At 64.9% G+C, this 22442-nt stretch carries 21 protein-coding genes; 13 read left to right on the top strand and 8 right to left on the bottom strand.

Features of this window, described 5'->3' with window-relative positions; translation table 11 throughout:
* Positions 1–7 precede the first annotated feature (7 nt).
* A complete protein-coding gene (locus ACPJXG_RS17400; protein ID WP_425251815.1) occupies positions 8–544 on the top strand; it encodes a molybdopterin-dependent oxidoreductase in 537 nt (178 codons plus the stop codon).
* Between the two features lie 50 nt (positions 545–594).
* Here ACPJXG_RS17400 and ACPJXG_RS17395 read toward each other — a convergent pair whose 3' ends face one another.
* Genes ACPJXG_RS17395 through ACPJXG_RS17385 form a run of 3 tightly spaced genes read right to left on the bottom strand, consistent with a single transcriptional unit; the run spans position 595 to position 3450 of the window.
* Positions 595–1524: an alpha/beta hydrolase gene (locus ACPJXG_RS17395; RefSeq protein ID WP_425251814.1), complete on the bottom strand. Its 930-nt coding sequence runs from the start codon at positions 1522–1524 to the stop codon at positions 595–597.
* Entirely contained in the window at positions 1521–2375 is an 855-nt protein-coding gene (locus tag ACPJXG_RS17390) for an alpha/beta fold hydrolase (RefSeq protein ID WP_425251813.1), read from the bottom strand. The genes ACPJXG_RS17395 and ACPJXG_RS17390 overlap by 4 nt, the downstream gene beginning before the upstream one ends.
* Before the next feature lie 13 nt (positions 2376–2388).
* A complete protein-coding gene (locus ACPJXG_RS17385) occupies positions 2389–3450 on the bottom strand; it encodes a sugar phosphate isomerase/epimerase family protein (RefSeq protein WP_425251812.1) in 1062 nt (353 codons plus the stop codon).
* 140 nt (positions 3451–3590) lie between these two features.
* Here ACPJXG_RS17385 and ACPJXG_RS17380 point away from each other — a divergent pair, with 140 nt between their 5' ends.
* The gene (locus ACPJXG_RS17380) at positions 3591–4190 is read left to right on the top strand and encodes a TetR/AcrR family transcriptional regulator (RefSeq protein ID WP_099402527.1); all 600 of its coding nucleotides are present in this window, start codon (positions 3591–3593) and stop codon (positions 4188–4190) included.
* Positions 4191–4215: 25 nt separating this feature from the next.
* Here the strand turns inward: ACPJXG_RS17380 and ACPJXG_RS17375 are convergent, their stop codons facing one another.
* The gene (locus ACPJXG_RS17375) at positions 4216–4587 is read right to left on the bottom strand and encodes a flagellar basal body protein (RefSeq protein WP_035817718.1); all 372 of its coding nucleotides are present in this window, start codon (positions 4585–4587) and stop codon (positions 4216–4218) included.
* Positions 4588–4812: 225 nt separating this feature from the next.
* On the opposite strand from ACPJXG_RS17375, the gene ACPJXG_RS17370 reads away from it, so the two are divergent.
* From ACPJXG_RS17370 to ACPJXG_RS17350, 5 genes are all read left to right on the top strand, one after another.
* Positions 4813–5943 carry a dienelactone hydrolase family protein gene (locus ACPJXG_RS17370; RefSeq protein WP_425251811.1) on the top strand — a complete coding sequence of 377 codons (1131 nt, stop codon included), beginning with the start codon at positions 4813–4815 and terminating at the stop codon, positions 5941–5943.
* Positions 5944–6054: 111 nt separating this feature from the next.
* Positions 6055–7545 (top strand): NYN domain-containing protein, encoded by a 1491-nt coding sequence (locus ACPJXG_RS17365; RefSeq protein WP_425251810.1) that lies wholly within the window; start codon positions 6055–6057, stop codon positions 7543–7545.
* Between the two features lie 101 nt (positions 7546–7646).
* Positions 7647–8264 carry a PAQR family membrane homeostasis protein TrhA gene (trhA, locus tag ACPJXG_RS17360; protein ID WP_425251809.1) on the top strand — a complete coding sequence of 206 codons (618 nt, stop codon included), beginning with the start codon at positions 7647–7649 and terminating at the stop codon, positions 8262–8264.
* Positions 8265–8355: 91 nt separating this feature from the next.
* Positions 8356–9237: a LysR substrate-binding domain-containing protein gene (locus tag ACPJXG_RS17355; protein WP_425251808.1), complete on the top strand. Its 882-nt coding sequence runs from the start codon at positions 8356–8358 to the stop codon at positions 9235–9237.
* Between the two features lie 8 nt (positions 9238–9245).
* Complete coding sequence (locus ACPJXG_RS17350; RefSeq protein ID WP_425251807.1) at positions 9246–9494, top strand: hypothetical protein; 249 nt, start codon at positions 9246–9248, stop codon at positions 9492–9494.
* Here the strand turns inward: ACPJXG_RS17350 and ACPJXG_RS17345 are convergent.
* Positions 9484–12363 carry a bifunctional diguanylate cyclase/phosphodiesterase gene (locus tag ACPJXG_RS17345; RefSeq protein ID WP_425251806.1) on the bottom strand — a complete coding sequence of 960 codons (2880 nt, stop codon included), beginning with the start codon at positions 12361–12363 and terminating at the stop codon, positions 9484–9486. The genes ACPJXG_RS17350 and ACPJXG_RS17345 overlap by 11 nt on opposite strands.
* A gap of 154 nt (positions 12364–12517) precedes the next feature.
* On the bottom strand, positions 12518–13294 hold the full coding sequence (locus ACPJXG_RS17340; protein ID WP_425251805.1) for a transferase spermidine synthase: 777 nt from the start codon (positions 13292–13294) through the stop codon (positions 12518–12520).
* Positions 13295–13459: 165 nt separating this feature from the next.
* Here ACPJXG_RS17340 and ACPJXG_RS17335 point away from each other — a divergent pair, with 165 nt between their 5' ends.
* The gene (locus tag ACPJXG_RS17335; RefSeq protein WP_035826809.1) at positions 13460–13735 is read left to right on the top strand and encodes a hypothetical protein; all 276 of its coding nucleotides are present in this window, start codon (positions 13460–13462) and stop codon (positions 13733–13735) included.
* Positions 13736–13772: 37 nt separating this feature from the next.
* Positions 13773–14924, top strand: coding sequence for a diguanylate cyclase (locus ACPJXG_RS17330; RefSeq protein ID WP_425251804.1), 1152 nt, complete (start codon positions 13773–13775; stop codon positions 14922–14924).
* Between the two features lie 21 nt (positions 14925–14945).
* Here ACPJXG_RS17330 and ACPJXG_RS17325 read toward each other — a convergent pair whose 3' ends face one another.
* The gene (locus ACPJXG_RS17325) at positions 14946–15284 is read right to left on the bottom strand and encodes a hypothetical protein (protein WP_152598643.1); all 339 of its coding nucleotides are present in this window, start codon (positions 15282–15284) and stop codon (positions 14946–14948) included.
* A 296-nt stretch (positions 15285–15580) separates the two neighbouring features.
* On the opposite strand from ACPJXG_RS17325, the gene ACPJXG_RS17320 reads away from it, so the two are divergent.
* The 4 genes from ACPJXG_RS17320 to fdhD all read left to right on the top strand — a co-directional run bounded on the left by ACPJXG_RS17320 (position 15581) and on the right by fdhD (position 20067).
* Positions 15581–16663, top strand: coding sequence for a calcium:proton antiporter (locus ACPJXG_RS17320; protein WP_035817739.1), 1083 nt, complete (start codon positions 15581–15583; stop codon positions 16661–16663).
* A 289-nt stretch (positions 16664–16952) separates the two neighbouring features.
* The gene (locus ACPJXG_RS17315; RefSeq protein ID WP_176388314.1) at positions 16953–18410 is read left to right on the top strand and encodes a Ppx/GppA phosphatase family protein; all 1458 of its coding nucleotides are present in this window, start codon (positions 16953–16955) and stop codon (positions 18408–18410) included.
* 101 nt (positions 18411–18511) lie between these two features.
* On the top strand, positions 18512–19171 hold the full coding sequence (locus ACPJXG_RS17310; protein WP_425251803.1) for a hypothetical protein: 660 nt from the start codon (positions 18512–18514) through the stop codon (positions 19169–19171).
* A 77-nt stretch (positions 19172–19248) separates the two neighbouring features.
* Complete coding sequence (fdhD, locus tag ACPJXG_RS17305; RefSeq protein ID WP_425251802.1) at positions 19249–20067, top strand: formate dehydrogenase accessory sulfurtransferase FdhD; 819 nt, start codon at positions 19249–19251, stop codon at positions 20065–20067.
* On the opposite strand, the gene ACPJXG_RS17300 is transcribed toward fdhD, so the two are convergent.
* Entirely contained in the window at positions 20057–22366 is a 2310-nt protein-coding gene (locus ACPJXG_RS17300) for an FdhF/YdeP family oxidoreductase (RefSeq protein ID WP_425251801.1), read from the bottom strand. The genes fdhD and ACPJXG_RS17300 overlap by 11 nt on opposite strands.
* Positions 22367–22442 lie beyond the last annotated feature (76 nt).

Genomic DNA, 22442 nt, shown 5'->3' with positions numbered 1-22442 from the left:
ACACAGCATGTTGAAGAAAATATTCGCCGGTTTTGCTTCGGCCTCGTTGCTGGCGGCGGCGCCCGCGTGGGCCGCCGCGGCACCGGCACGCGACAACATGAGCCACGCGCTGACCGTCACGGGCATGGTGGAAACGCCCTTGACCCTGAAGGTGGCCGACCTGCGCCAGCTGCCGCCGGCCAACGGCGGGGACATCGCCGTCACGCGCCACAATGGCGACAAGGCCGAAACCATCACCAGTTACAAAGGCGTGCGCCTGCGCGACATTCTCGACAAGGCGGTGCTCGACGCACCGGGCCACAACGACGTCAAGAAGCTCGCCATCATTGCCACCGCCACGGATGGCTACGCGGTGGTGTTTTCCTGGGGCGAGCTGTATAACTCTCCGGCCGGCGAGGGCGTGATCGTCTACTACGAAAAAAACGGCAAGGCGCTCGACGAGAACGATGGCGAGATCGCGCTGATCTCGGCCAAGGATATCCGTACGGGGCCGCGCCATGTGAAGTGGCTGAACGGTATCGAGGTGCGCAAGCTGGTGGAATAAGGAAGTGACAAGATCGGCCGCCGTGGAGCCATCCCCGGCGGCCGATTTTCTTACCTTGCCAGTGCTTTTTTCATCGCCTGGCCCGCCACGTCGAACAATCCCCGCGCCGCTGGCGTCAAGCCCAGCATGTGCATAGCCGCATGGATCATGCCGTCAAGCTGCACGCACTCTGCCGCCACGCCATCGTCGCGCAGCCGCTGTGCGTACGTTACCCCCTCGTCATGCAGCGGGTCGTACTCGCATACCAGCACGGTTGCCGGCGGCAAGTCCTTCAGCGTACTTGCCCGCAATGGCGCCGCATAGGGTTGCGCGCCGTCGGCCGGTTCATTCAGGTAGGCCGACCAGCAAAAACGCATGGCTTCCCGCGTCAGCGAATGGCCGTCCGCATAGCGCTGGTAGGAAGCAGTGTCGAAGGCAAAATCAAGCGCCGGGTACAGCAGCAGCTGGTGCGCCAGCGCGGGGCCGGCCTGGTCGCGCGCCATCAGGGCGGCGGCCGCCGCCAGGTTGCCGCCCGCGCTGTCGCCTCCCACGGCCAGCCGCCGCGCGTCGATGCCCAGCGCCGCCGCATGCTCGGCAACCCAGCACAGCGCCGTGTAAAAATCGTCGAGCGGCATGGGGAACTTGTGCTCGGGCGCCAGCCGGTAGTCGACGGAAAAGATCACGCAGCCGGTGGCGTTGGCCAGCGCGCGGCACGGGTTGTCGTACAGGTCCAGCGAGCACAGACACCATCCGCCCCCATGCGCAAAGACGATGGCGGGCAAGGGCTGGCCCGTGTCCGCGCCGGCCGGCACATAGGCGCGCACGGCCAGTGCATGCTCGCCGGGCAGCACGTAGTCCTTGATGGCCGCGACGTCTTCCAGTGGCCCATGCAACTGGCGCAAGCCCGTTTCCGTGGATGCGCGCAAGTCTGCCAGCGAGGCGGGCGGCGGCGCGTCTTTTGTTTGTTCCAGCCAGGCGGCGATCAGCGGATCGAGGCTCACGCTGGTTCTCCGGCCAGGAACGGCAGCAGGTGGGCGATGAATGCTTCCGGCTGTTCTTCCATGATGAAGTGGCCGCACTCGGCGACGATGGCGCCTTGCAAATTGTCAGCCTTGCCCTGCATGGTCAGCAGGGGCGCGTCATTCGTCGCATGGTCGGCGCCGATGGCCAGCACGGGCATGGCCAGGCTCTTGTTCGCGCGCTCCAGGTTTTGCTTGATGGTTTCGGGGATGGCCCGATAGTAGGCGAAACCGGCGCGCAGGGCGCCCGGCGTGGCGTAGGCGTCCGCATACACGTCGACGGCCACCTTGTCGCGGCGGTACGACCAGCGGTCGAAGATGAAGCGGATGTACTCGCGCTCCTTGCCCGCCGTGAGCATTTCCGGCAAGTCCAGCACCTGGTTGAACATGAAGTGCCACAGGAAGATGTTGTCGGACGGCGCGACAAAAATGGGCGGCGCGGGCGCCAGGCCGGGAATGACGGCTTCCGTCAGCGCCAGTTTCGTCACGGCTTGCGGGAAATCGCTGGCCAGCGCGTAGCCGACCCACATGCCGATGTCGTGGCCGACCACGTCGTACTGCGCGTGGCCCAGGGCCAGCATGGTGCGGTGCAGGGTAGTTGCCACGCCGCCCGTGTCGTAGCCGCCGGCCGGGCGGTCGGAATGGCCGCTGCCCGGCGGGTCGATGGCGATCGCCTGATAGCCGTTGGCGGCCAGCGCCGCCATCACGTGGCGCCACGCATACCAGGTTTGCGGCCAGCCGGGGATCAGCAGTACCGGTTTGCCTTCGCCAGCGATGACGCAATGCAGGCGCTGGCCGTCGATGCGGACGTAGTCGTGAATGAAGTCGTTCATATGGTTTCCTTGATTAGTTGTGCTGGATGCCCAGCAGGGTATGGATCTGCTCTGCGCTGACGGGGGCGCCGGCGAAGTCGTCGAAGATCTTGTCCGTGACGGGAATGATGTGGGCGTTGATGAAGGCCACGCCTTCGCGCGCGCCCGTTTCCTGGTCCTTCAGGCAGCACTCCCATTCCAGCGTCGCCCAGCCCGCGTAGTCGTTCTGCGCCATCTTGGAAAAAATCGCCTTGAAGTCGACCTGGCCATCGCCGAGTGAACGGAAACGCCCGGCGCGGTTTTCCCACGACTGGTAGCCGCCGTAAATGCCTTGCCGCCCCGTCGGATTGAACTCCGCATCCTTCACATGGAACATGCGGATGTGGTCCTTGTAGATGTCGATGAATTCCAGGTAGTTCAGCTGCTGCAGCACGAAGTGGCTGGGGTCGAACAGCATCTTGCAGCGCGGATGGCGGCCCACGCGCTCATAAAACATCTCGAAGCTGATGCCGTCATGCAGGTCTTCGCTCGGGTGGATTTCGTAGCACAGGTTGACGCCTTGTTCCTCGCACACGTCGAGGATGGGCAGCCAGCGGCGCGCCAGTTCGTCGAAGGCCGTCTCGATCAGGCCGGGCGGGCGCTGGGGGAACGGGAACAGGTAGGGCCAGGCGAACGAGCCGGAAAACGTGCCCATGTCGGTCAGGCCCAGGCGCTTCGAGGCCATGGCCGCCAGCTTGACCTGCTCGATGGCCCACGCCGTGCGCGCTTCCGGCTGGCCGTGCAGGTGTTCCGGCGCGAAGCTGTCGCACAGCGCGTCGTAGGCCGGGTGCACGGCCACCAGCTGGCCGAGGATGTGCGTCGTCAGTTCGCTGATGACGAGGCCATGGCTGGCCAGCATCGCGACCAGATCGTCGCAATATTGCTGGCTGCGCGCGGCCTGCGCCACGTCGAACAGGCGCGCATCCCAGGCGGGAATCTGCAGGGCCTTGAAGCCCATGCCGGCCGCCCACTCGGCGATGGCGGGCAGGGTGTTGAAGGGCGCCGTGTCGGCGGCGAATTGGGCCAGGTGCAGGCTCGGTCCTTGGATGGTTTTCATATCGGCTCCTATTGTTTGTCGATCGACAAAGAATAGGCGAAATTTTCTGTTCGGTCAAGGCGGTCATGCAAAATAAATCGCGAATGCGCGGCGGGCGCCAGGCGTTATACTGGCCGCCAGTTCGTAAGCAGAGGATGAAAATGGCAGGAAGACCGAGGGAATTTGACCGCGCGCTGGCGCTGGCAAAAGCGCGCGATGCGTTCTGGACGCGCGGCTACGAAGGCGTGTCGATGGCCGACCTGGTGGCGGCGCTGGGCATCGCCTCGGCGCGCATCTATGCGGCGTTCGGCTCGAAGGAGCAGCTGTTCCGCGAAGCCGTGGAATTGTATGAAACGGGCGAAGGCGCGTTTGCCGTGCACGCGCTGGCCGCCAGCCTGAATGTGCGCGACGCCGTGGCGCGCATGCTGGAAGAAGCCGTGCTGCTGTACACGCGCAGCGGCCAGCCGCAAGGCTGCATGGTGGTGACGGCCGCCACGAATACGAGCGCGGACAACGCGGGCATCGCCGACTGGCTGGCGCAGCACCGCCGCGCGCGCACGCAAGCCGTCATCGAGCGTTTGCGCGCGGCACAGCTGGCGGGGGAATTGAAAGGGGAGGCGGACGTGCAGGCGCTGGGCGACTATTATGCGGCCTTGCTGCATGGCCTGTCGGTGCAGGCGCGCGACGGCATTCCGGCCGAACGGCTGCTGGCGCTGATTCAACCGGCGCTGGCGCCGTTGGCGCTGGAAATGAAAAATTAAACTATCTTGTCGATAGTCGCCGCGCTTAAGTCTTGACGTCGATCAGGCTGCCCAGGGCCTGGTCGGCCGCCTTGACGACATTCGCCGACAAATTAAAGCCGGCCTTGTAGACGAGGTTATCCGTCAGTTCGGACGCGAGGCCCACGCCGTTCGGCCGGCTTTCGGCCGCCTTGGCCGCATTCGCGTTGGCGCCGCTGACGCTTTCGCTGGCGGCCAGCTTGCGCCCTTCGACGGAGAGGGTGACGCCCGTGCCGGCCGGGCTGGACTCCTGGAACTGGGCTTGCTGCGGCTGGAAACCCGGCGTATTCGCATTGGCGATATTGTTGGCGGCCACATCCAGCGCGCGCTGGTTGGCGGTCAGCCCCGAGGTGCCGGTGGTGAGGGCGGATATGGACATGGCAACTCCTTCAGTAGGCTTCCAGTTTACTCCCGCCATCGGAAAAAGTGGTTGGTGCAAGGCAACAATTTTCCCCACAGGTGGTTGCCGCAAAAAATATGTGCGTCACGTAATTTTTTTATATTGTTCTGTGGCATTTCACTGTCTAGACTGGCAGGGAAGTCATCCACGGAGTCCGCCATTTTTCACCTGCTTCGCCCTCTTTTCCCGGGTTTGCTGCTCAGTTTGCTTTGCCTGCCCCTGAAAGCCCAGCTTGTTCCCACGCCGTTGCCGCTTGATGCGCGCCTGAACGAGCAAGTCATCATGCTGCCGGCCGGCGACGGCTTGCGCGAGACGCTGGAAACGACGGTGTTCCGTCCCGCCGGCCCCGGCCCGTTTCCCCTGCTGCTGATGAATCACGGCAAGCAGGCCGGGCCGGCCAGGCTGCAGCAGCGCGAGCGCTTTATCTATATGGCCACCGAATTCGTGCGCCGCGGCTATGCCGTGATGCTGCCCATGCGCGCCGGCTTTGCCCGTTCCACGGGCGCCTACCGCGATTTCGGCTGCGACATGCTGGGCAACGCCCAGGGCCAGGCGCGCGACATGCTCGCCGCGCTCGCGTACGCGCGCCGCCAGAGCTGGGTCGACCCGCAGCGCATCGTCGTCGCGGGCCAGTCGTATGGCGGCATGGCGGCGCTGGCGCTGGCCACCCGGGTGGTGCCCGGCGTGCGCGGCGTGCTCAATTTTTCCGGCGGGCTGCGCGTTGACATGCCGGGCTGCGACTGGCAAGCGGCGCTGGCCAAGTCCTTTGCCACGATGGGCGCTTACAACCACATTCCCAGCCTGTGGCTGTATGGCGCCAACGACTCGTATTTCGGACCAGCCCTGGCGCGGCGCCTGTTTCGCTCGTTTACGGGATCCGGCGGGCAGGCGCAGCTGGTCGCCTATGGCCCGTTCAAGCGCGACGCCCACCTGACCCTGGGCAGCCGCGATGGGGTGGCCGTGTGGCTGCCCGCCACCGAGCGCTTCCTGCAGAAAATCGGCATGCCGGTGCGCCAGGTCTACCGCGTGGCCGATGCGCCATCGCCGGCCGCCACGCATTTTGCGCCGCAGGACGACATCGCCGCCGTGCCCTACCTGGAAGAGCAGGGCCGCGCCGCTTACCGCGATTTTCTGGAGAAAACGGCGCCGCGCGCCTTTGCCCTGTCGGCCAGCGGCGCCTGGGGCTGGGCCGAGGAGGGCGAAAGTCCCGACGTGCGCGCGCTGGCCTCGTGCCAGCGCCGGAGCAGCCTGCCGTGCCAGCTGTATTCGGTCGATGAAAGCGTCGTTTGGCCCGTCGCCGGCGCCAGCGCGAGCGCCGCCGGCGGTGCGCAATAGGCTGCCGCGCACGATAGTTGTCGCCGAAACGGGGGATGGGCGAATATACTAGGCGAAAAGGGAGGCGTTGCGCTTCCCGTCCGCCCTTATCATCAGCGAGAATTCACCCTTATGGCGTCATCCCCAGAAAACCTCAGCATGGCCGTGTTTTGCGACTTCGAGAACGTCGCGCTCGGCGTGCGAGATGCAAATTACGAAAAATTCGATATCAAGCCCATCCTCGAACGCTTGCTGCTCAAGGGCAGCATTGTTGTCAAGAAGGCATATTGCGACTGGGACCGTTATAAAAGTTTCAAGGGCACCATGCATGAGGCGAACTTCGAACTGATCGAAATTCCCCACGTGCGCCAGTCCGGCAAGAATTCGGCCGACATCCGCCTCGTGGTCGATGCGCTGGACTTGTGCTACACCAAGGCCCACGTCAACACCTTCGTCATCATCAGCGGCGATTCCGACTTTTCGCCGCTCGTGTCGAAACTGCGCGAAAACGCCAAGCAGGTGATCGGCGTGGGCGTCAAGCAATCGACCTCCGACCTGCTGGTGGCCAATTGCGACGAATTCATTTTCTATGATGACCTGGTGCGCGAGAGCCGCCGTACGGCCGCCAAGCGCGATGCGCGCGAAACTCCGGCGGCCAAGCGTTCGCCGGACGAAGAAGTGCGCCGCAAGGAAAAATACGAGTCGCGCAAGACGGAAGCGATCGAGATGGCCGTTGCCACTTTCGATGCGCTGGTGTCCGAACGTGGCGACAGCGGCAAGATCTGGGCCTCGATGCTGAAAGAAGCGATCAAGCGCCGCAAGCCGGACTTCAGCGAGTCGTACTATGGTTTCCGCACCTTCGGCAACCTGCTGGAAGAAGCGCAGACGCGCGGCTTGCTGGAATTTGGCCGCGATGAAAAATCGGGCGCCTACGTCTACCGCAGCAGCGGCCTGGTGCCTGTCGCCGCGCCAGTAAATGGCGAAGTCGCCAGCGTAGCCATCGTCACCGGCGAGTCCGGCATGGCGGCGGAAGAGGGCAATCAGCGCGATGGCGGCAGCCGCCGCGATTCGCGCCGCAATGGCCGTGGCGGCCGCAAACAGAACGAGCAGCGCCGCGGCGAGTCCGCGCCACAGGCTTTCGTGCCGGTGGCCGACGCGGAAACAGACGTCGTCGAGCCGTACGCGCCGGCGCCGCAGCCGGAGGTACAGCACGAGGTAGCCGAGGTTGTGGAAGTAATGGCAGAAGAAGGCAACGCCAAGCGCGGTTCGCGCCGCAATGGCCGCGGCGGCCGCAAGAATGGCGATGGCGCCCGCGAAGCGCGCGCCGAAGTCGTCGAAGTCGAGGTGGCGCCGGTGGTGGAAGCCATGCCTGAACCGGTAGTTGAAGCGATCGTGGAAGCCGTCGCCGAAGCGAAGCCAAAGGCCAAGCCGCGCACGCCGGCCCGCAAGGCGGCAGCGGCGAAGAAGCCTGCCAAGAAGGCGGCTGAGGCGGTAGTGGAAGCTGCACCTGTGATCGAGCCTGCTCCGGTCGAAGTAGCTGTCGTGGCCGAAGACAAGCCAGCCAAGGCGCCGCGCAAAACGCCGGCACGCCGTCCTGCACGCAAGAAGGCGGAAGCGGCTTGATTGAAGCCCCGAAAGCAAGGGCTGGGGTCGGACGGGGACGCCGAGTCCCGGCGGGTCTGACCCCGGATGTCTGCTGCGTTCCGGTACGTTCGGCTTAAGCCATGTACCACGGCGAACGCTTCAACAGCATTTCCCATACGGTGGGCGCCGCGCTGGCGGCCATCGGCGGCGTCATCCTGATCGTCGTGGCGGCCCGCACAGGCGACCCGTGGAAAATCGTCAGCTGCAGCGTGTATGCGGCCATGCTGCTGACCTTGTATCTGACGTCCACCCTGTACCACAGCGTGCGCGGCAAGGCCAAGGCCGTGCTGCAGCGGCTCGACCACTGCGCCATCTATCTGCTCATCGCGGGAACCTACACACCGTTCATGCTGGTGACCCTGCGCGGGCCGTGGGGCTGGTCGCTGTTCGGCGTCGTCTGGGGCCTGGCCATCATTGGCATCGTGCAGGAGTATGTGTACGCGAAAGGCGCGCGCATATTGTCGCTGGTGATATACGTGGCCATGGGCTGGCTGATCGTCATCGGCATCGAGCCGCTCTTGGCGGCGCTCGAGTGGAACGGCTTCCTGTGGCTGGTGGCGGGCGGCCTGTGCTACACGGGCGGCATCGCTTTCTATGCCACCGACCACAAACTGCGCCATGGCCACGGCATCTGGCACCTGTTCGTGCTGGCCGGCAGTAGCTGTCATTTTATCGCCATTTTGTTCTACGTTGCCTGACGTTGGCTGCCGCCTTCACTGTTGCCGCTATTCCATTATAATGGCGCGATATGTGAAAGTAGCGCAACAATGCGGCAACAATAAGGCAACAATGGATATCAATTCGGACGACCTGAAAATCTTCGTCACCGTCATCGACAGCGGCACCCTGAGCGCGGCCGCCGTGCATCTGGGGCAAACCACCTCGGGCGTCAGCCGGGCCCTGTCGCGCCTGGAAGACAAGCTGGCAACCTCGCTCCTGACGCGCACCACGCGTCGCATGGAACTGACGGAAGAGGGGCAGCTGTTCCTCGACAAAGCGCGCGCCATTCTCGCGTCGATGGAAGACGTGGAGGAATCGATCCGCATCCGCCGCCAGAAACCGGCCGGACGCCTGTCCGTCGACGCCGCCTCGCCCTTCATGCTCCATTGCGTGGTGCCGCACGTGGCGGAATTTCGCGCCATGTACCCGGACATCCGCCTGGAGCTGACCAGCAACGACCAGATCGCCGACCTGCTCGAGCACCGCACCGATATCGCCATCCGCATCGGCGTCCTGGTCGATTCGACCCTGCATGCGCGCCCGCTCAGTGCCAGTCCGCTGCACGTGCTGGCAACGCCCGCCTACCTGGCGCGCCACGGCGAACCGGCCACGCCGGAAGCGCTGTCCGGCCATGCGCTGCTGGGCTTTGCGCAATATGAACTGGGGAATAACTGGCCGCTGCGCCACGAAGCGGGCAACAGCCTGCAGATCGTGCCCGCGCTGGCCGCGTCCAGCGGCGAAACCCTGCGCCAGCTGGCCCTGCACGACCAGGGCATCGTCTGCCTGTCCGACTTCATGACGAAGGACGACATCGCCGCCGGCCGCCTGGTGCAGGTGCTGCAGCCGTTCTATACGGGCTACCGGCAGCAGATCCACGCCGTCTACTACCGCAATACGCAGCTGGCGCAGCGCATCAGCTGCTTCCTCGAATTCCTGCAGCAGAAGCTGTAAGGCCGGGCATGAAGGAGAAGAGCATGGAGTGCCCCACCTGCGGCGAATATGGCGACCTGCTGCATGTGACCATCCGCAAAACGGGGCAACAGGTGATCGTTTGCTCGGAGTGCGATCTGTTGTGGGCGCATCCGCAACAGGATATCGATCCGGCCCGCGCATCGGATGTGGCGTCGTTTTTGGCGCAGGCGGGCATTGAGCCCGATTGGCAGGAGCTGCAACTGGGCGCCAGGGTGCCGCCGCCGGCTACTGTGTGACGGGCGTTTCTTCCGCCCGCAGCAGCGCTTCCACCTCGTGCGCGGGCAGCGGCCGGCTGAAGTAAAAACCTTGTGCCTCGTCGCAGCCATGGCGGCGCAGGTAATCGAGCTGCTCCGCCGTTTCCACGCCTTCGGCCACCACGCGCAGCTTCAGATTGTGCGCCAGGGCGATGATGGAGACGACGATGGCCGCATCGTCCGCGTCGCGCGCCACGTCGCCGACGAAGCTGCGGTCGATCTTCAGCACGTCGATGGGGAAGGTGCGCAGGTAGGCAAAGCTGGAATAGCCGGTGCCGAAGTCGTCGATCGACAGCTGCACCCCCAGCGCCTTCATGTCGTGCAGCTGACTGACGGCCAGCGCCACATCGTGCATGAACAGGCTTTCCGTCAGTTCCAGTTCCAGGCAGGCGGGCGGCAGGCCCGTTTCCAGCAGCACTTCCGCAATCGAGGCCACCAGGTTCGGCTCGTTGAACTGGCGCGCCGACAGGTTCACGGCCAGGCGCAAGGTGTCGAGTCCCGCCGCATGCCAGCGCTTCACCTGCGCGCACGCTTCGCGCATGACCCAGGCGCCGATCGGCACGATCAGGCCCGTATCTTCGGCCAGCGCGATGAAGCGCTGCGGCGCCACCATGCCCAGGTCAGGATGCTGCCAGCGCAGCAGCGCTTCCACGCCGACGATGCGCCCGCTGGCCAGGTCCACCTGCGGCTGGTAATGCAGCACGAACTGCTCGCGTTCGAGCGCGTTGCGCAGCGCCGTCTCGATGCGCAGGCGCTCCAGGGTGGCCTGGTTCATGGCCGTCGTGTAGAACTTGATGTTGTTGCGGCCCTGTTTCTTGGCGCAGTACATGGCGATGTCGGCCTGCTCGATCAGGTTTTGCGTTTCGCCATTCAAGGTCACGTCGCCGGGCGCGTCGTAGCGCGACATGTCGTACACGGCCACGCCGATGCTGCAGGTGACGAAAAATTCCTTGCCGTCCAATAGCACGGGCTGGGCCACGGCATCCATCACGCGCTGCACGATGGCGCCGCTAAGCACTTCGTCGGCCTGTTCGCACAGGATGGCGACGAATTCATCGCCCGACAGGCGCGCCACCGTATCGCTTTCGCGCAGGCTGGCCTGCAATCGCGTGGCGATGGTTTTCAGCAGCAGGTCGCCGGCCTTGTGTCCGAGGCTGTCGTTGACGAACTTGAAACGGTCGAGGTCGATCAACAGCACCCACAAGGCGCGGTTCTTGCGGCGCGACAGGGCCATCGCCTGCGCCAGGCGGTCGCGCAGCAGCGCGCGGTTGGGCAAACCCGTCAGTACGTCGTGGTGGGCGATGTGCTGGATTTGCTGCTCGGCCAGCTTGCGCTCCGTGATTTCGGAACCCGTGCCCCGGTAGCCGCGAAATTCACCGAGCTCGTTGAACAGCGGTTCGCCATTGATGCTGAACCAGCGCAGCTGGCCGTCGCGGTCCTGCATCGCATATTCGAGGTTGGAAAAGGGCAGGTGCGCTTCCAGGTTGGCGATATGCTGCTTGCCCCAGCGCGAATTGCGCATCTCCGCGTTGTTGTCCCAGCGCGTCATGCCGATGAAGCGTTCCAGCGGCATGTTCGACTTGTCCGTGAAACCGCTGGTGATGTGGGTGAAGCAGAAATGGGCGTCCTGTTCCCAGTACCAGTCCGAGGACAGGGCCAGCAGGCGGCGGAAGCGCTTTTCGCTTTCCTGCAAGGCGCGCTCCGTGCGCTGGCGCGCCCGCACGTCGGCGCTGAGCAGCTCGTTGCTGCGCTTGAGGTCGGCCGTGCGCTGCTCCACCAGCAGTTGCACGCGGCGCGAGCGCTGTGTCAGCGACTGCACGAAGGCGGCCGTCAGCAAGCTGAACAGCAAGCCCGTGATCAGGGTAAACAATGAGCCCAGATGGTCGGCCAGGAAGGGGCGCGGATGGGCCACCACGCGCACGTGCCAGGGCCGGCCGGCGGAGGTGAAGGCCCGGTCATAATGGCTGTGGTAGGCAAAGTGCAGCCAGCGGGGCAAGGACTCCCAGGCGCCGCCCGGCTCGTCGACGGGCGCCTGGCCGTGGCGGAAGATCAATTGGCGCGGGTCGGCGCCGGCGTCGGCGTAGACACTGAGTTCAAGCTGCGAGTCGCCCAGCAGGTCGGCGCCGGCAAGGATTTTCTGCACCAGTTCCCCGGCGCGCACGATGACGGCCGTATCGCCGATCAGCGCCGCGCGCCGCTGCGCTATCGTTTGCAGGGGCACGCCGTGGCGGTACACGGGACGCACGATGACGAAGCCCCGTTGCGGCCCTTGCGCCAGGGCCAGCAGACCGGTGGCGGTGGTCTGGCCGCTGATGATCGCCTGTTCCAGCGCGCGCGCCAGCACGCCGCTCGGGCTGACGTTCAGGCCGAAGGCGGGGCCGTTGCCCTGCAAGGGTTCGAGGTAATCGACCACCAGGTAGCTGGCGCGCGTGGTGGCGGGCACGACGACGCCATCGCGCATTTCCGTCATGGCGTAGCCGGGCACGATGCGCCGCAGTTCGGCCTCGAATGCAGGGCGCTGCGCATGCGGCACGATGCGGTGGAAATTGAAGGCCTGGATGAAGGGGTGGCGCTGCAGCAGCGGCGTGGTGAAATCGTGGAACTGTTCGCGCGTGACGGGCACGACGGCGGCAAACAGCTGGTTCGTCGTGGTCAGCACCTCGACCGCGTCGTCGAGCCCCTGCTCGATGGCGGCCACCCTGGCGCCGGCGCGCTGCTGCAGGCTCAGGCCCATCTTGTCGTATTCAAGCTGGCTGATGGCGGCAAACAGCACGGCCGTCACGCTGACACCGCAGGCAAAGGTCAGCGCGGCCGCGGCGGAAATCGACAATGGCAGGCGGCCACGCAGCATGGTTTTTCCTATCTCACTTCATGGACACATGGGTTCGGCGGCGCCTGCCGGCCCCACGCAGGCCGTAGTTTGTCATAAACCACTTCCATCATGCGAATTTTGCACCAAATCACTGCTAATAAGCAACAACATCTATGACGGGGGAAGACGACTTTCAGTCGCTGCCCGCGCCTGACTGGCGGCGCAGGCGCCATAACTGCCATGCCGGCAGCCAGCGGTTCAGGAAAGACAGGCCGGCCATCCGGCGCCAGCGCACCAGGCGCACCATGCGCATGGCGCGGCCGTCGGCGTCCTGGCCCGGCTCGGGCTTGGCGGCAAAGACGATGCGGTTATTGCCGGCGATGCCGTCGAAGTGGCAGACGGCGCCGCGGAAGGTGAGCATCAGGCGCGCCAGCATGGCGGGGTAGTGCTCGTCATAACTGAACAGGTTGGCCACCAGCACGCCGCCGGGCAGCAGTGCGCGCAGGCAGTCCGCATAGAAGCGCGCGCTGCCCAGCGCCGGCGGCAAACCCGTCTCATCATAGCCGTCGAGCAGCAGCACGTCGGCGCAGCCCGGATGCTGGCGGATATAGCTGACGGCGTCCGTCTCGATGACGCGCAGGCGCGCATCGTCGGGCGGCAGCATGAACTGCTCGCGCAGGGCGATCACGTCGGCGCGCAATTCCAGCACCGTGATGCGCGTGTCGGGCAGGTGGCGGTGGCAGAATTTCAGCAGCGAGCCGCCGCCCAGGCCCACCATCAGGATGTGCCGCGGGCGCGGCACGAACAGGGTAAAGCACATCATGGCGCGTGCGTAGCGCAGCAGCAGATGGTCGGGGCGCGACAGCAGCATTTCGCTCTGGATCATGCCGGGCTGGAATTCCAGGCGGCGCCGGTCGCCACAGGTATGCACCTGCGGGGCAGGCGGGGTGGTGCTTCTGTTTTCCGGCATGGGACGACTTCGCTGAGTGGACTGGGGGAGATGCTTTGTTGCATTCAGAGAAATCTGATAAGCTCCCGTGAGCATACCCGATTAATCCGCGCCGAGCATGCGTATATGTATATGCATACGGCGCGCGGCGGCACGGCTGCGCAGTCGGGCACCATGGAGACAAGCATGTTTTTGGACCACCCCATCATTACGGCGACGAACAGTTTTACGGAGCCTGACCGCATCGAGCGGTTGACGCGCGTGTACGGCTACGCGGCGGCGCTGGCCGACCAGGCCGGCAATGTCGGTTTCATTGAAAAAGTGGCGCAAATCCACGACCACAAGGGTACCCTCATCGTCTTCTGGCACGAAGTTCCCAGCGAAGTGGAAAAGCAGTATTTCGTGCAGGCCTGGGCCAGCAAGGTCGGCGACGGCAGTACCAATGTCGAGCACGAAATCTGAGCTGGCGTGCCGCGCCTGCGCGGCGACGGCGTAGCCCATGGATATCAAGACCCTGGTACTGGCCCTGGCGCTCGGCAACCTGAGCCTGTGCGCGGCCCTGTTCTTCTTCGAGTACGAGCGCAAGAAGTCGCTCAGCATGTCCACCTGGGCGGTGGCCAAGCAATGCCAGGCCGTGGCCTGGTGTCTGCTGTATTTCCGCGGCGTGCTGCCCGATTCCCTCTCCATCTTGCTGGGCAACAGCCTGCTGTTTGCCGGCATGGCGCTGGACGCGGGCGCGCTGTGGCAGGCGGCCGGGCGCAGCGGTTGGCGCCGCTATGTCTTGCCGGCGCTGGGTGTGTCGGTGGGGCTGTTTGCCGCCTGTTATCTGTTCGACGTGGCGCCGCTGCTGCGCAGCGCCGGCGGTTCGCTGATCGTGGCCGGTTTCTTCCTCGCCGGTGTGGCCGCGCTGTGCCTGAAATGGCGCGAGGCGAGCATGCTGCGCCGCTTCCTCGTCGTCAGCATGGGTCTGCTGTCCTTGCTGATCGCCGCGCGCGGCGTGCTGGCCGCCACGATCCCGGCTTTTGACGCGGAGCTGCTGCAGCTGGCCGGCTTCGGCGCCCTGTACCTGATGATGCTGACGAACGCCTTCGGCTATTTGCTGCTGTCGCGTGAAAAACTGGGCGGCGAGCTGGCGCGCCTGGAAGTGCTCGACGCGGCCACGGGCGTGCCGAACCGGCGCGGCTTTTACCAGGCGCTGGCGCCGTGGATGGCGCTGGCGCGCCGGCCCGGCTTGCCCACGGCGCTGGTGGTGCTCAATATCGACCACTTCAAACGAGTCAACGACAGCTATGGCCATCCGGTCGGCGATGCGGTGCTGAAAACCATCGTCGACACCTGCCGCCAGCAGTTGCGCGACAGCGACCTGATGGGCCGCTTGGGCGGCGCCGAGTTCGCCATCCAGCTGCCGCGCACGACCCTGGCCGATGCGCTGATGGTGGCCGAGCGCATCCGCGCCGCCGTCGAAGTGCTGCCCGTCAAGACGGAGCGCGCCGTGCTGCAACTGACGGCCAGCCTGGGCGTGACCACCATCCGCGCCGAAGACAGCACCGTCAGCCTGTTCAAGCGGGCCGACGAAGCGCTGCAATCGGCCAAGCAGGCGGGCCGCAACAGGGTCGTCGAGGCGCAGGGCGCCAGCACCCTGGACGTATAAGTCAGCCTACTTTTTATCAGCTTACTTTTTGCGCGAGCCCAGCCAGCTCGGTTCTTTGCCGCATTCCTTGGGCAGGAACAGGGCATCGAGGCCCGGATCGCAGCGCCGGTCAGGCGCCTTCATCGGCTCGACGGTCAGCCATTCGCTCTTGGGCAGTATCTTTTCTTCGCGTGGCGCCACGGGTGGCGCGGGCGGCAGGCTGTCTTGCCAGCGTGACTCCGCGGCAGGCGCGGGCGGAGTGGCCCAGTTCGCGTCAACCTGCGCTTCGGGCGCTGGCGGCGTGTCCGCATGAGCGGCGGCGCACAGCAAGCTGCTGGCGAAGATGAGCGTGCGCATGGCTGTGCTGTTTATTGAAATCATGGTCTGTCCTTGGTCGGTGCCGCGAGGGCTGGCTCTGCATTATGACGCCAGCCGGAAGCAAAAACACAAGAAAATTGCAACGGCATGTTACCAAAGGGACTATAGTTACTGATAGCAAGCAGGTGCACTGCAGCAAGGTGATTGAAAGGTGAGCGCGGCGCGGGGCGCCGGCACCCGAGCATGTGCATTCCCTAACTTTAATTTAAGCTAGGCAAGTTATGCTATGGCATGCACGCCAGGCTGTCCTTTGCCGTTCGCACCGCAGTTCCCCTTTTTTTACTCTTGCCAGGCCCATAATGAAAATGCTCAAATCCCTGCCTGTATGGCCGCTTGCCGCCCCGATTGCCGGTTGGCTGTTCCTGTTCGGTTCCACCTTCAATCTTGGCGGCGCCTACCAGATACTGCTGGTGGCTGGCCTGATCGGCAGCGTGCTGGCCGCCGTGTACCACGCGGAAGTGGTGGCCCATCGCATCGGCGAACCGTATGGCACCTTGGTGCTGGCGCTGGCCGTGACCCTGATCGAGGTGGCGCTGATCGTCTCGCTGATGCTGGCCGGCGGACCGGAAACGACGGGCCTGGCGCGCGACACCGTGTTTGCCGCCATCATGATCATTTTGAACGGCATCGTCGGCATCTGCCTGTTGCTGGGCGCCGGGCGCCATCGCGAGCAGACCTTCGGCCTGCTGGGCGTGAGCGCGTCGCTGGCCACCCTGGCGGCGATTGCCGTTCTGACCCTGGTGCTGCCGAACTACACCTCGAGCGCCGCCGGTCCTTTCTACAATTCCAGCCAGCTGATTTTCATCGCCGTGATCTCGCTGGTGCTGTATGGCACCTTCGTGCTGGTGCAGACGGTGCGCCACCGCGACTACTTCCTGCCCAAGGAAGCCGTCGGTGATGAAGAGGTGCATGCGGCGCCGCCCACGCCCACGGTCGCCTGGGTCAGCGCCGGCGCGCTGCTCGTGTGCCTGGGCGCAGTGGTGCTGCTGGCCAAGTCGCTGGCGCCCGCGCTGGAGACGGCGATTGCCGCCATGGGCGCGCCGAAAACCCTGGTCGGCATCGTCATCGCCGCCATCGTGCTGCTGCCCGAAGGCCTGGCCGCCGTGCGCGCCGCGCGTGCGAACCGTTTGCAAACGAGCCTGAACCTGGCGCTCGGTTCCGCGCTGGCCAGCATCGGCCTGACGATACCCGCCGTGGTGGTGGTGTCGCTGGCCACGGGCCTGACGATTACCCTGGGACTCGACATCAAGTCGACGGTGCTGTTGCTGCTGTCGCTGATGGTGGCCACCCTGTCGCTGGGCACGGGGCGCACCACGGTCATGCAGGGCACGGTGCACCTGGTGATTTTTGCTGTCTATCTGTTCACCACCATCGTGCCGTAGAACACCTGTCAAAACCTACTGCGCGTCGGAATTTATGGTTTGCGATGCTCACTGTACCTTCGTACAGTTGCGCGTCTCAACCACAACTTCCTTCCGCTCGCTACGGTTTTGTCAGGTGTTCTTGAGCGTTACCGTTGCTCGCCGTTTTGTCACAATCCTGTCACGCCGCTGTCATACGATGGGGGTAGTGTGGTAGGATTTTTAAATCGTTTAAATGATTTATATAGTTTAGCAACTGAGTTTGCCAACTTTTGCAGTTGGCATTGCAATGACAAGACAAGAGGCCAGTATGTATGCAGCGGTGGACCTGGGGTCCAACAGTTTTCGTTTACACGTCGGCAAGCATGATGGCGACACGATCCGCGTGGTCAAGAGCGTGCGCGACCCGATACGCCTGGCCGCCGGTCTGGACGCCAATGGCGACCTGACCGAAGCGGCCATGCAGGGCGCGCTGGCTTGCCTGCAGCGCTTTCGCGCCATCCTCGCCGGCTTTGAGCTCGATGCCGTGCGCGTGGTGGCCACGTCGGCCATGCGCGTGGCGCGCAACGGCGCCGTCTTCCTGCCGCTGGCCGAGCAAGCCATCGGCCATCCGATCGAGATCATCTCGGGCGAGGAAGAGGGGCGCCTGATCTACATGGGCGTGGCCAATGCGCTGGCCATACCCGGCGAACGCCGGCTGGTGATGGACATCGGCGGCGGATCGACGGAACTGATACTGGGGCGCGGCAACGATATCGAGCGGGTGGAGTCGTTCAGCCTGGGCACGGTCAAGCAAAGCCTGTCGTTCTTCATCGGCGGACGCATCGACGCGCCGTCGTTCGAGGCCGCCATTTTGTCGGCGCGCAGCCACTTCGAGGATGCGGCGCCGCCGTATCATCCGCAGCACTGGAAGACGGCTTACGGCTCTTCCGGCACCATCCGCACCATCGCCGACATCATCGCCCGCAACAAGCTCGGTGACGGCTTGCTTACGAGCGTCAGCCTCGACGCGCTGGCGCGCCGCTTCATCGAACTCGGTCACACCAGCCGCATCGACATGCCCGGCTTGCGCCCCGACCGCGCCAGCACCATCGTCGGCGGCCTGGCCATTTTGATCGGCCTGTTCCGCGAACTGGCCATTCCCGCGATGACGCCGATCGAGGCGGGCTTGCGCATGGGCGTGATGTGGGATTTGTACCTGCGCTCGACCAAGCGCGACCGCCGCGAGCAGTCGGTGCAGGGCTGCATGGAGAAATTCCACATTGACCAGCAGCGCGCCGGCCGGGTGGCCGAGCAGGCGCTGGCCATGTATGCGCAGCTCAAGCCCACCTCCGACGCCCTGGTGAAATGCCTGCGCTGGAGCAGCCTGCTGCACGAAGTGGGCCTGGCCGTGTCGCAGACGGGCTACCACAAGCACGCCTCCTACATCGTGGAAAACGCCGACTTGCCAGGTTTTACCACGCGCGAACAGAAGACCATGAGCCGCTTGATCCTGGCGCAGAAGGGCAACTTGCGCAAGATCGGCGAAGTGCTGTCCGACCCCGACTTCGCCAAGGCCGTGCTGGCCCTGCGCCTGTCGATTCTGCTCATGCATGCGCGCATCGAAGCCGATTTCAGCGAACTGCGCCTGCGCATGAAGAGCCGCATCGAGCTCGATATCAAGCGCGGCTGGGTGGCGCACCATCCTACCGTGTCGTTCTGGATCGAGAAGGAGCAGGAATTCTGGGACGAGGTGGGAGTCGATTTCACCATCCGCGCCAGCGCATAGTGGGTCATTGCGCCATGCCGTACGCATGGCTTGATGTGCAGCAAGCAATATTTTTAAAAACAGTATATATTGTTTATATTATTTACTAGATTGGAAAATCCATGACCAAAACCGTCCCAGCGAAAAAAGCCGACAGCGCACCCGTATCGATGTTTCCCACCAGCGCTTCGATCAATGCGGCAGCGGCCAAGGCCGCGCCAGCCGCCAAGCCGGCAGCCAAGCCAGCCGTGAAGCCTGCGGCCAAGCCGGTGGCAAAAGCCGCCGTCAAGCCGGTGGCCGCCAAACCGGCCGCCGTCAAGCCTGTCGCCGCCAAGCCTGTGGCGGCGAAACCAGTAGCAGCCAAGGCGCCTGCCGCCAAGCCTGCGGCCAAGGCCGTCGTCGCCAAAGCCGTTGCGAAGCCCGCCGCCAAGGCCATCGCCAAGCCTGCAGCGAAAGCCGCCGCCAAACCGGTAGCGAAACCGGTGGCCAAAGCGGCCGCCAAGCCTGCGCCAGCGAAAAAAGCGCCGGTCGCCAAGGTCGCCGCCGTCAAGGAAAAAGCCCGCAAGCCGAAACTCGTGCGCGACAGCTTCACCATGCCGGAAGCGGAATATGAAGTGCTGGGCCAGGTGAAAAAAGCCTGCCTGAAGGCCGGTTTCGAGATCAAGAAAAGCGAATTGCTGCGCATCGGCGTGGCGCTGATCAGCCAGATCGACCTGGCCACCCTGCAAAACGTGCTGGCCGGCTTGCCGCAGCTGAAAACGGGCCGTCCGAAGAAGGACTGAGGGCGCGGGCAGGGGCCGCCCCCTGCCTGGCCGTTCTGGTTTACCATGGGGCCTGTGATAGTTCCCCCATGGTTGCCATGTCAGAAGATACAGAGATCGAACGCGCCGGCTTCGTCGAGCGCGCCATCGTCCGCCACCAGGCGGGCGTTGCTACCCCCGCCATCGACCACGTCGCCGAGGAAATCCCCGTCGCGCTGGTCTTCAATGGCATTTCCCACGTCGTCATGATGGCCACCCCGCGCGATCTGGAAGCGTTCGCATATGGCTTCGCGCTGACGGAAGGCGTGGTCGCTTCCGCCGATGCCATCTTCGACTGCGAAGTGTTCCTGCGCGCAGATTCGGCCGAAGTGGCGTTGAGCATCGCCCAGGAAGATTTTGTGCGCCTGAAGGACCGGCGCCGCCAGCTGACGGGCCGCACGGGCTGCGGCGTGTGCGGCATCGACAGCATCGACATGCTCGACTTGCAGCCGCAAGCGCTGCCGCCGTCCCTGATCCGCGTCGACTTGCCGGCCGCATTGGCGCGCGCATCAAGCGGCTTGCGCGAGCACCAGGCGCTGATGCGGGAAACGGGCGGCGTGCACGCGGCCGCGTGGTGCACGCCCGACGGCGATATCGTGCACGTGTTCGAGGATGTCGGCCGCCACAATGGCCTCGATAAACTGATCGGCCATCTGGCGCTGCACGATATCGACATGCGGCGCGGCTTCGTCTTCCTGTCCAGCCGTGGCAGCTACGAGCTGGCGCGCAAGGCGGCGCGCATGCGGATCCCGCTGCTGGCGACGATTTCCGCCCCCAGTTCACTGGCCATTTCCATCGCCACGCAGGCGGGCATGAAGCTGGTGGGTTTCTGCCGCCAGGATGCCTACGTCGATTACACGCCAGCCATCACGCTTTAACTTCACTGCGTTGCAGCAGCACGGGCACGGACTTTGACGTGGGCGTGCCGGCGCCGTCGGCCGTGCTGGCCAGCGGCACCAGCGCGTTCGTCTCGGGGTAATACGCGCCCAGGGAGCCGCGCGGGATGTCGTAGGCGACGAGCCGGAAACCGTCGGCGCGGCGCGCCACGCCATCGTCCCAGGCGCCGATCAGGTCCACCAGCTCGCCATCGGCAAAGCCCAGCATGGCGATATCTTCCGCGTTGGCGAAGACCACCTTGCGCGTGCCGTACACGCCGCGGTAGCGGTCATCCATGCCGTAGATGGTGGTGTTGTACTGGTCGTGCGAGCGCGTGCTCATCAACACCATCAGGCGTTCGCCGTGGCGCGCTCTGGCGCGGTGCAGCGGCGTATCGAGGTCCAGCGGAGCGACGAGGAAGCTGGCCTTGCCGCTGGCCGTCTTCCACACGCGCTCGCGCGAAGCCACCGTCAGATGAAAGCCGCCCGGCTGCGCCACCCTGGCGTTGTAGTCGTAAAAGTCGTCAAACACCTTTTCGATGTCGTCGCGGATACGCGCATAGTCGGCTGCATACGCGCGCCAGTCGACCAGGCCGCTGCCCACCGTCGCTTCGGCCATGCCGGCCACGATGGCCACTTCCGAGCGCAGCTGCGGCGAAGCGGGCGCATTGCGGCCGTACGAGATATGCACCATGCTCATCGAGTCTTCCACCGTCACGCCCTGCGCCACGCCGTGCTGCAGGTCGATTTCCGTGCGCCCCAGGGTGGGCAGCAGCAGGGCTGCCTTGCCGACGACCAGGTGGCTGCGATTGAGCTTGGTGGCCACCTGCACCGTCAGCGCGCACTGGCGCAGGGCGGCAAAGGTCAGCGGCGTGTCCGGCGTGGCGGCGGCGAAATTGCCGCCCAGCGCGATGAACACTTTTACCTCGCCGCGCCGCATCGCTGCGATGGTGGCCACCACGTCGTGGCCATGCGCGCGCGGTGGCGCGAATCCATACACCTGGCCCAGACGGTCGAGGAAGGCCGCCGTCGGCTTTTCCTCGATGCCCACCGTGCGGTCGCCCTGCACGTTGGAGTGGCCGCGCACGGGGCACAGCCCTGCACCGGGCTTGCCGATCTGCCCGCGCAGCATCATCAGGTTCGACAGCATGCGGATGGCCGCCACGCTGTGCTTGTGCTGCGTCAGGCCCATGCCCCAGGTGGCGATGATGCGCTGGCCATGAATAAAAACGTCCGTCAGCGCCTCGATCTGCGCGCGCGCCACGCCCGATTCTGCCACGAGCAATTGCCAATTCTCTGCGCGCAAGTCGTCGCGGAAGGCGTCGAAGCCGCTGCAGTGCTCAAGAATGAAAGCGTGGTCGATGACGGCGGGCTTGCCTGCCGCCTGCGCCGCATCGTCATGCTCGACGACCCTCTTGGCGACGGCCTTGATCAGGGCGAAGTCGCCGCCCAGGGTGGGCTGGACGAACAGGCCGGCCAGGCGCGTGCTGCCCAGGGTCGCCATTTCCAGCGCGCTTTGCGGGTCCATGAAGCGCTGCAAGCCCCGCTCGCGCAGGGGATTGATGGAGACGATGCTGCCGCCGCGGCGTGCGCAGTCGCGCAGTTCGCCCAGCATGCGCGGGTGGTTGGTGGCGGGATTCTGGCCAAAGATGAGGATGGTGTCGGCCAGTTCGAAGTCGGCCAGGGTTACCGTGCCCTTGCCGATGCCGACAGTGGCCGGCAAGCCGCGGCTGGTCGCCTCGTGGCACAGGTTGGAGCAGTCGGGGAAGTTATTGGTGCCGTACAGGCGCGCCATCAGCTGGTACAGAAAGGCCGCTTCGTTGCTGGCGCGGCCCGACGTATAGAACGCGGCCTGGTTCGGGTCGGGCAGGGCGCGCAGGTGGCGGCCCACGAGGGCATAGGCGTCGTCCCAGGAGATCGGCACGTAGCGGTCGCTGGCAGCGTCGTACACCATCGGTTCCGTCAAACGGCCGTGCTGCTCGAGCGCGTAGTCCGATTGCTCCAGCAGCTGCGTGACGGTATGGCTGGCGAACAGTTCCGGGCCGGCGCGGCGGCTGGTCGCTTCGGCGGCGACGGCCTTGGCGCCGTTTTCGCAAAAGGCAAACGTGGAAGCGTGGTTGCGGTCGGGCCAGGCGCAGCCGGGACAGTCAAAACCGTCGGGCTGGTTTTGCGCCAGCAGCGCCTTCAGGTTCTCGGGCGCGACGCGCTCCTGGCGCAGGCTGATGGCCACGTGTTTCAAGGCGTCCCAGCCGGCGGCGGGCTTGGTGTAGGGCGTGATGTGGACGGCGTCGGTGTCTTTCATGGGCTCTTTTGGCTGGGCGAGTGTGGTAATTATGCACGATCCCCGAATGACATTGACTTGCGTCACGGAAATGACA

Origin of the sequence: Janthinobacterium sp. NFX145, assembly GCF_049810325.1 — a bacterium.
In the GTDB taxonomy this organism is placed as follows: Bacteria; Pseudomonadota; Gammaproteobacteria; order Burkholderiales; family Burkholderiaceae_D; genus Janthinobacterium; species Janthinobacterium rivuli.
Note: the sequence above shows the minus strand (reverse complement) of the source record. Positions and strands in the feature narration are given on the sequence as shown.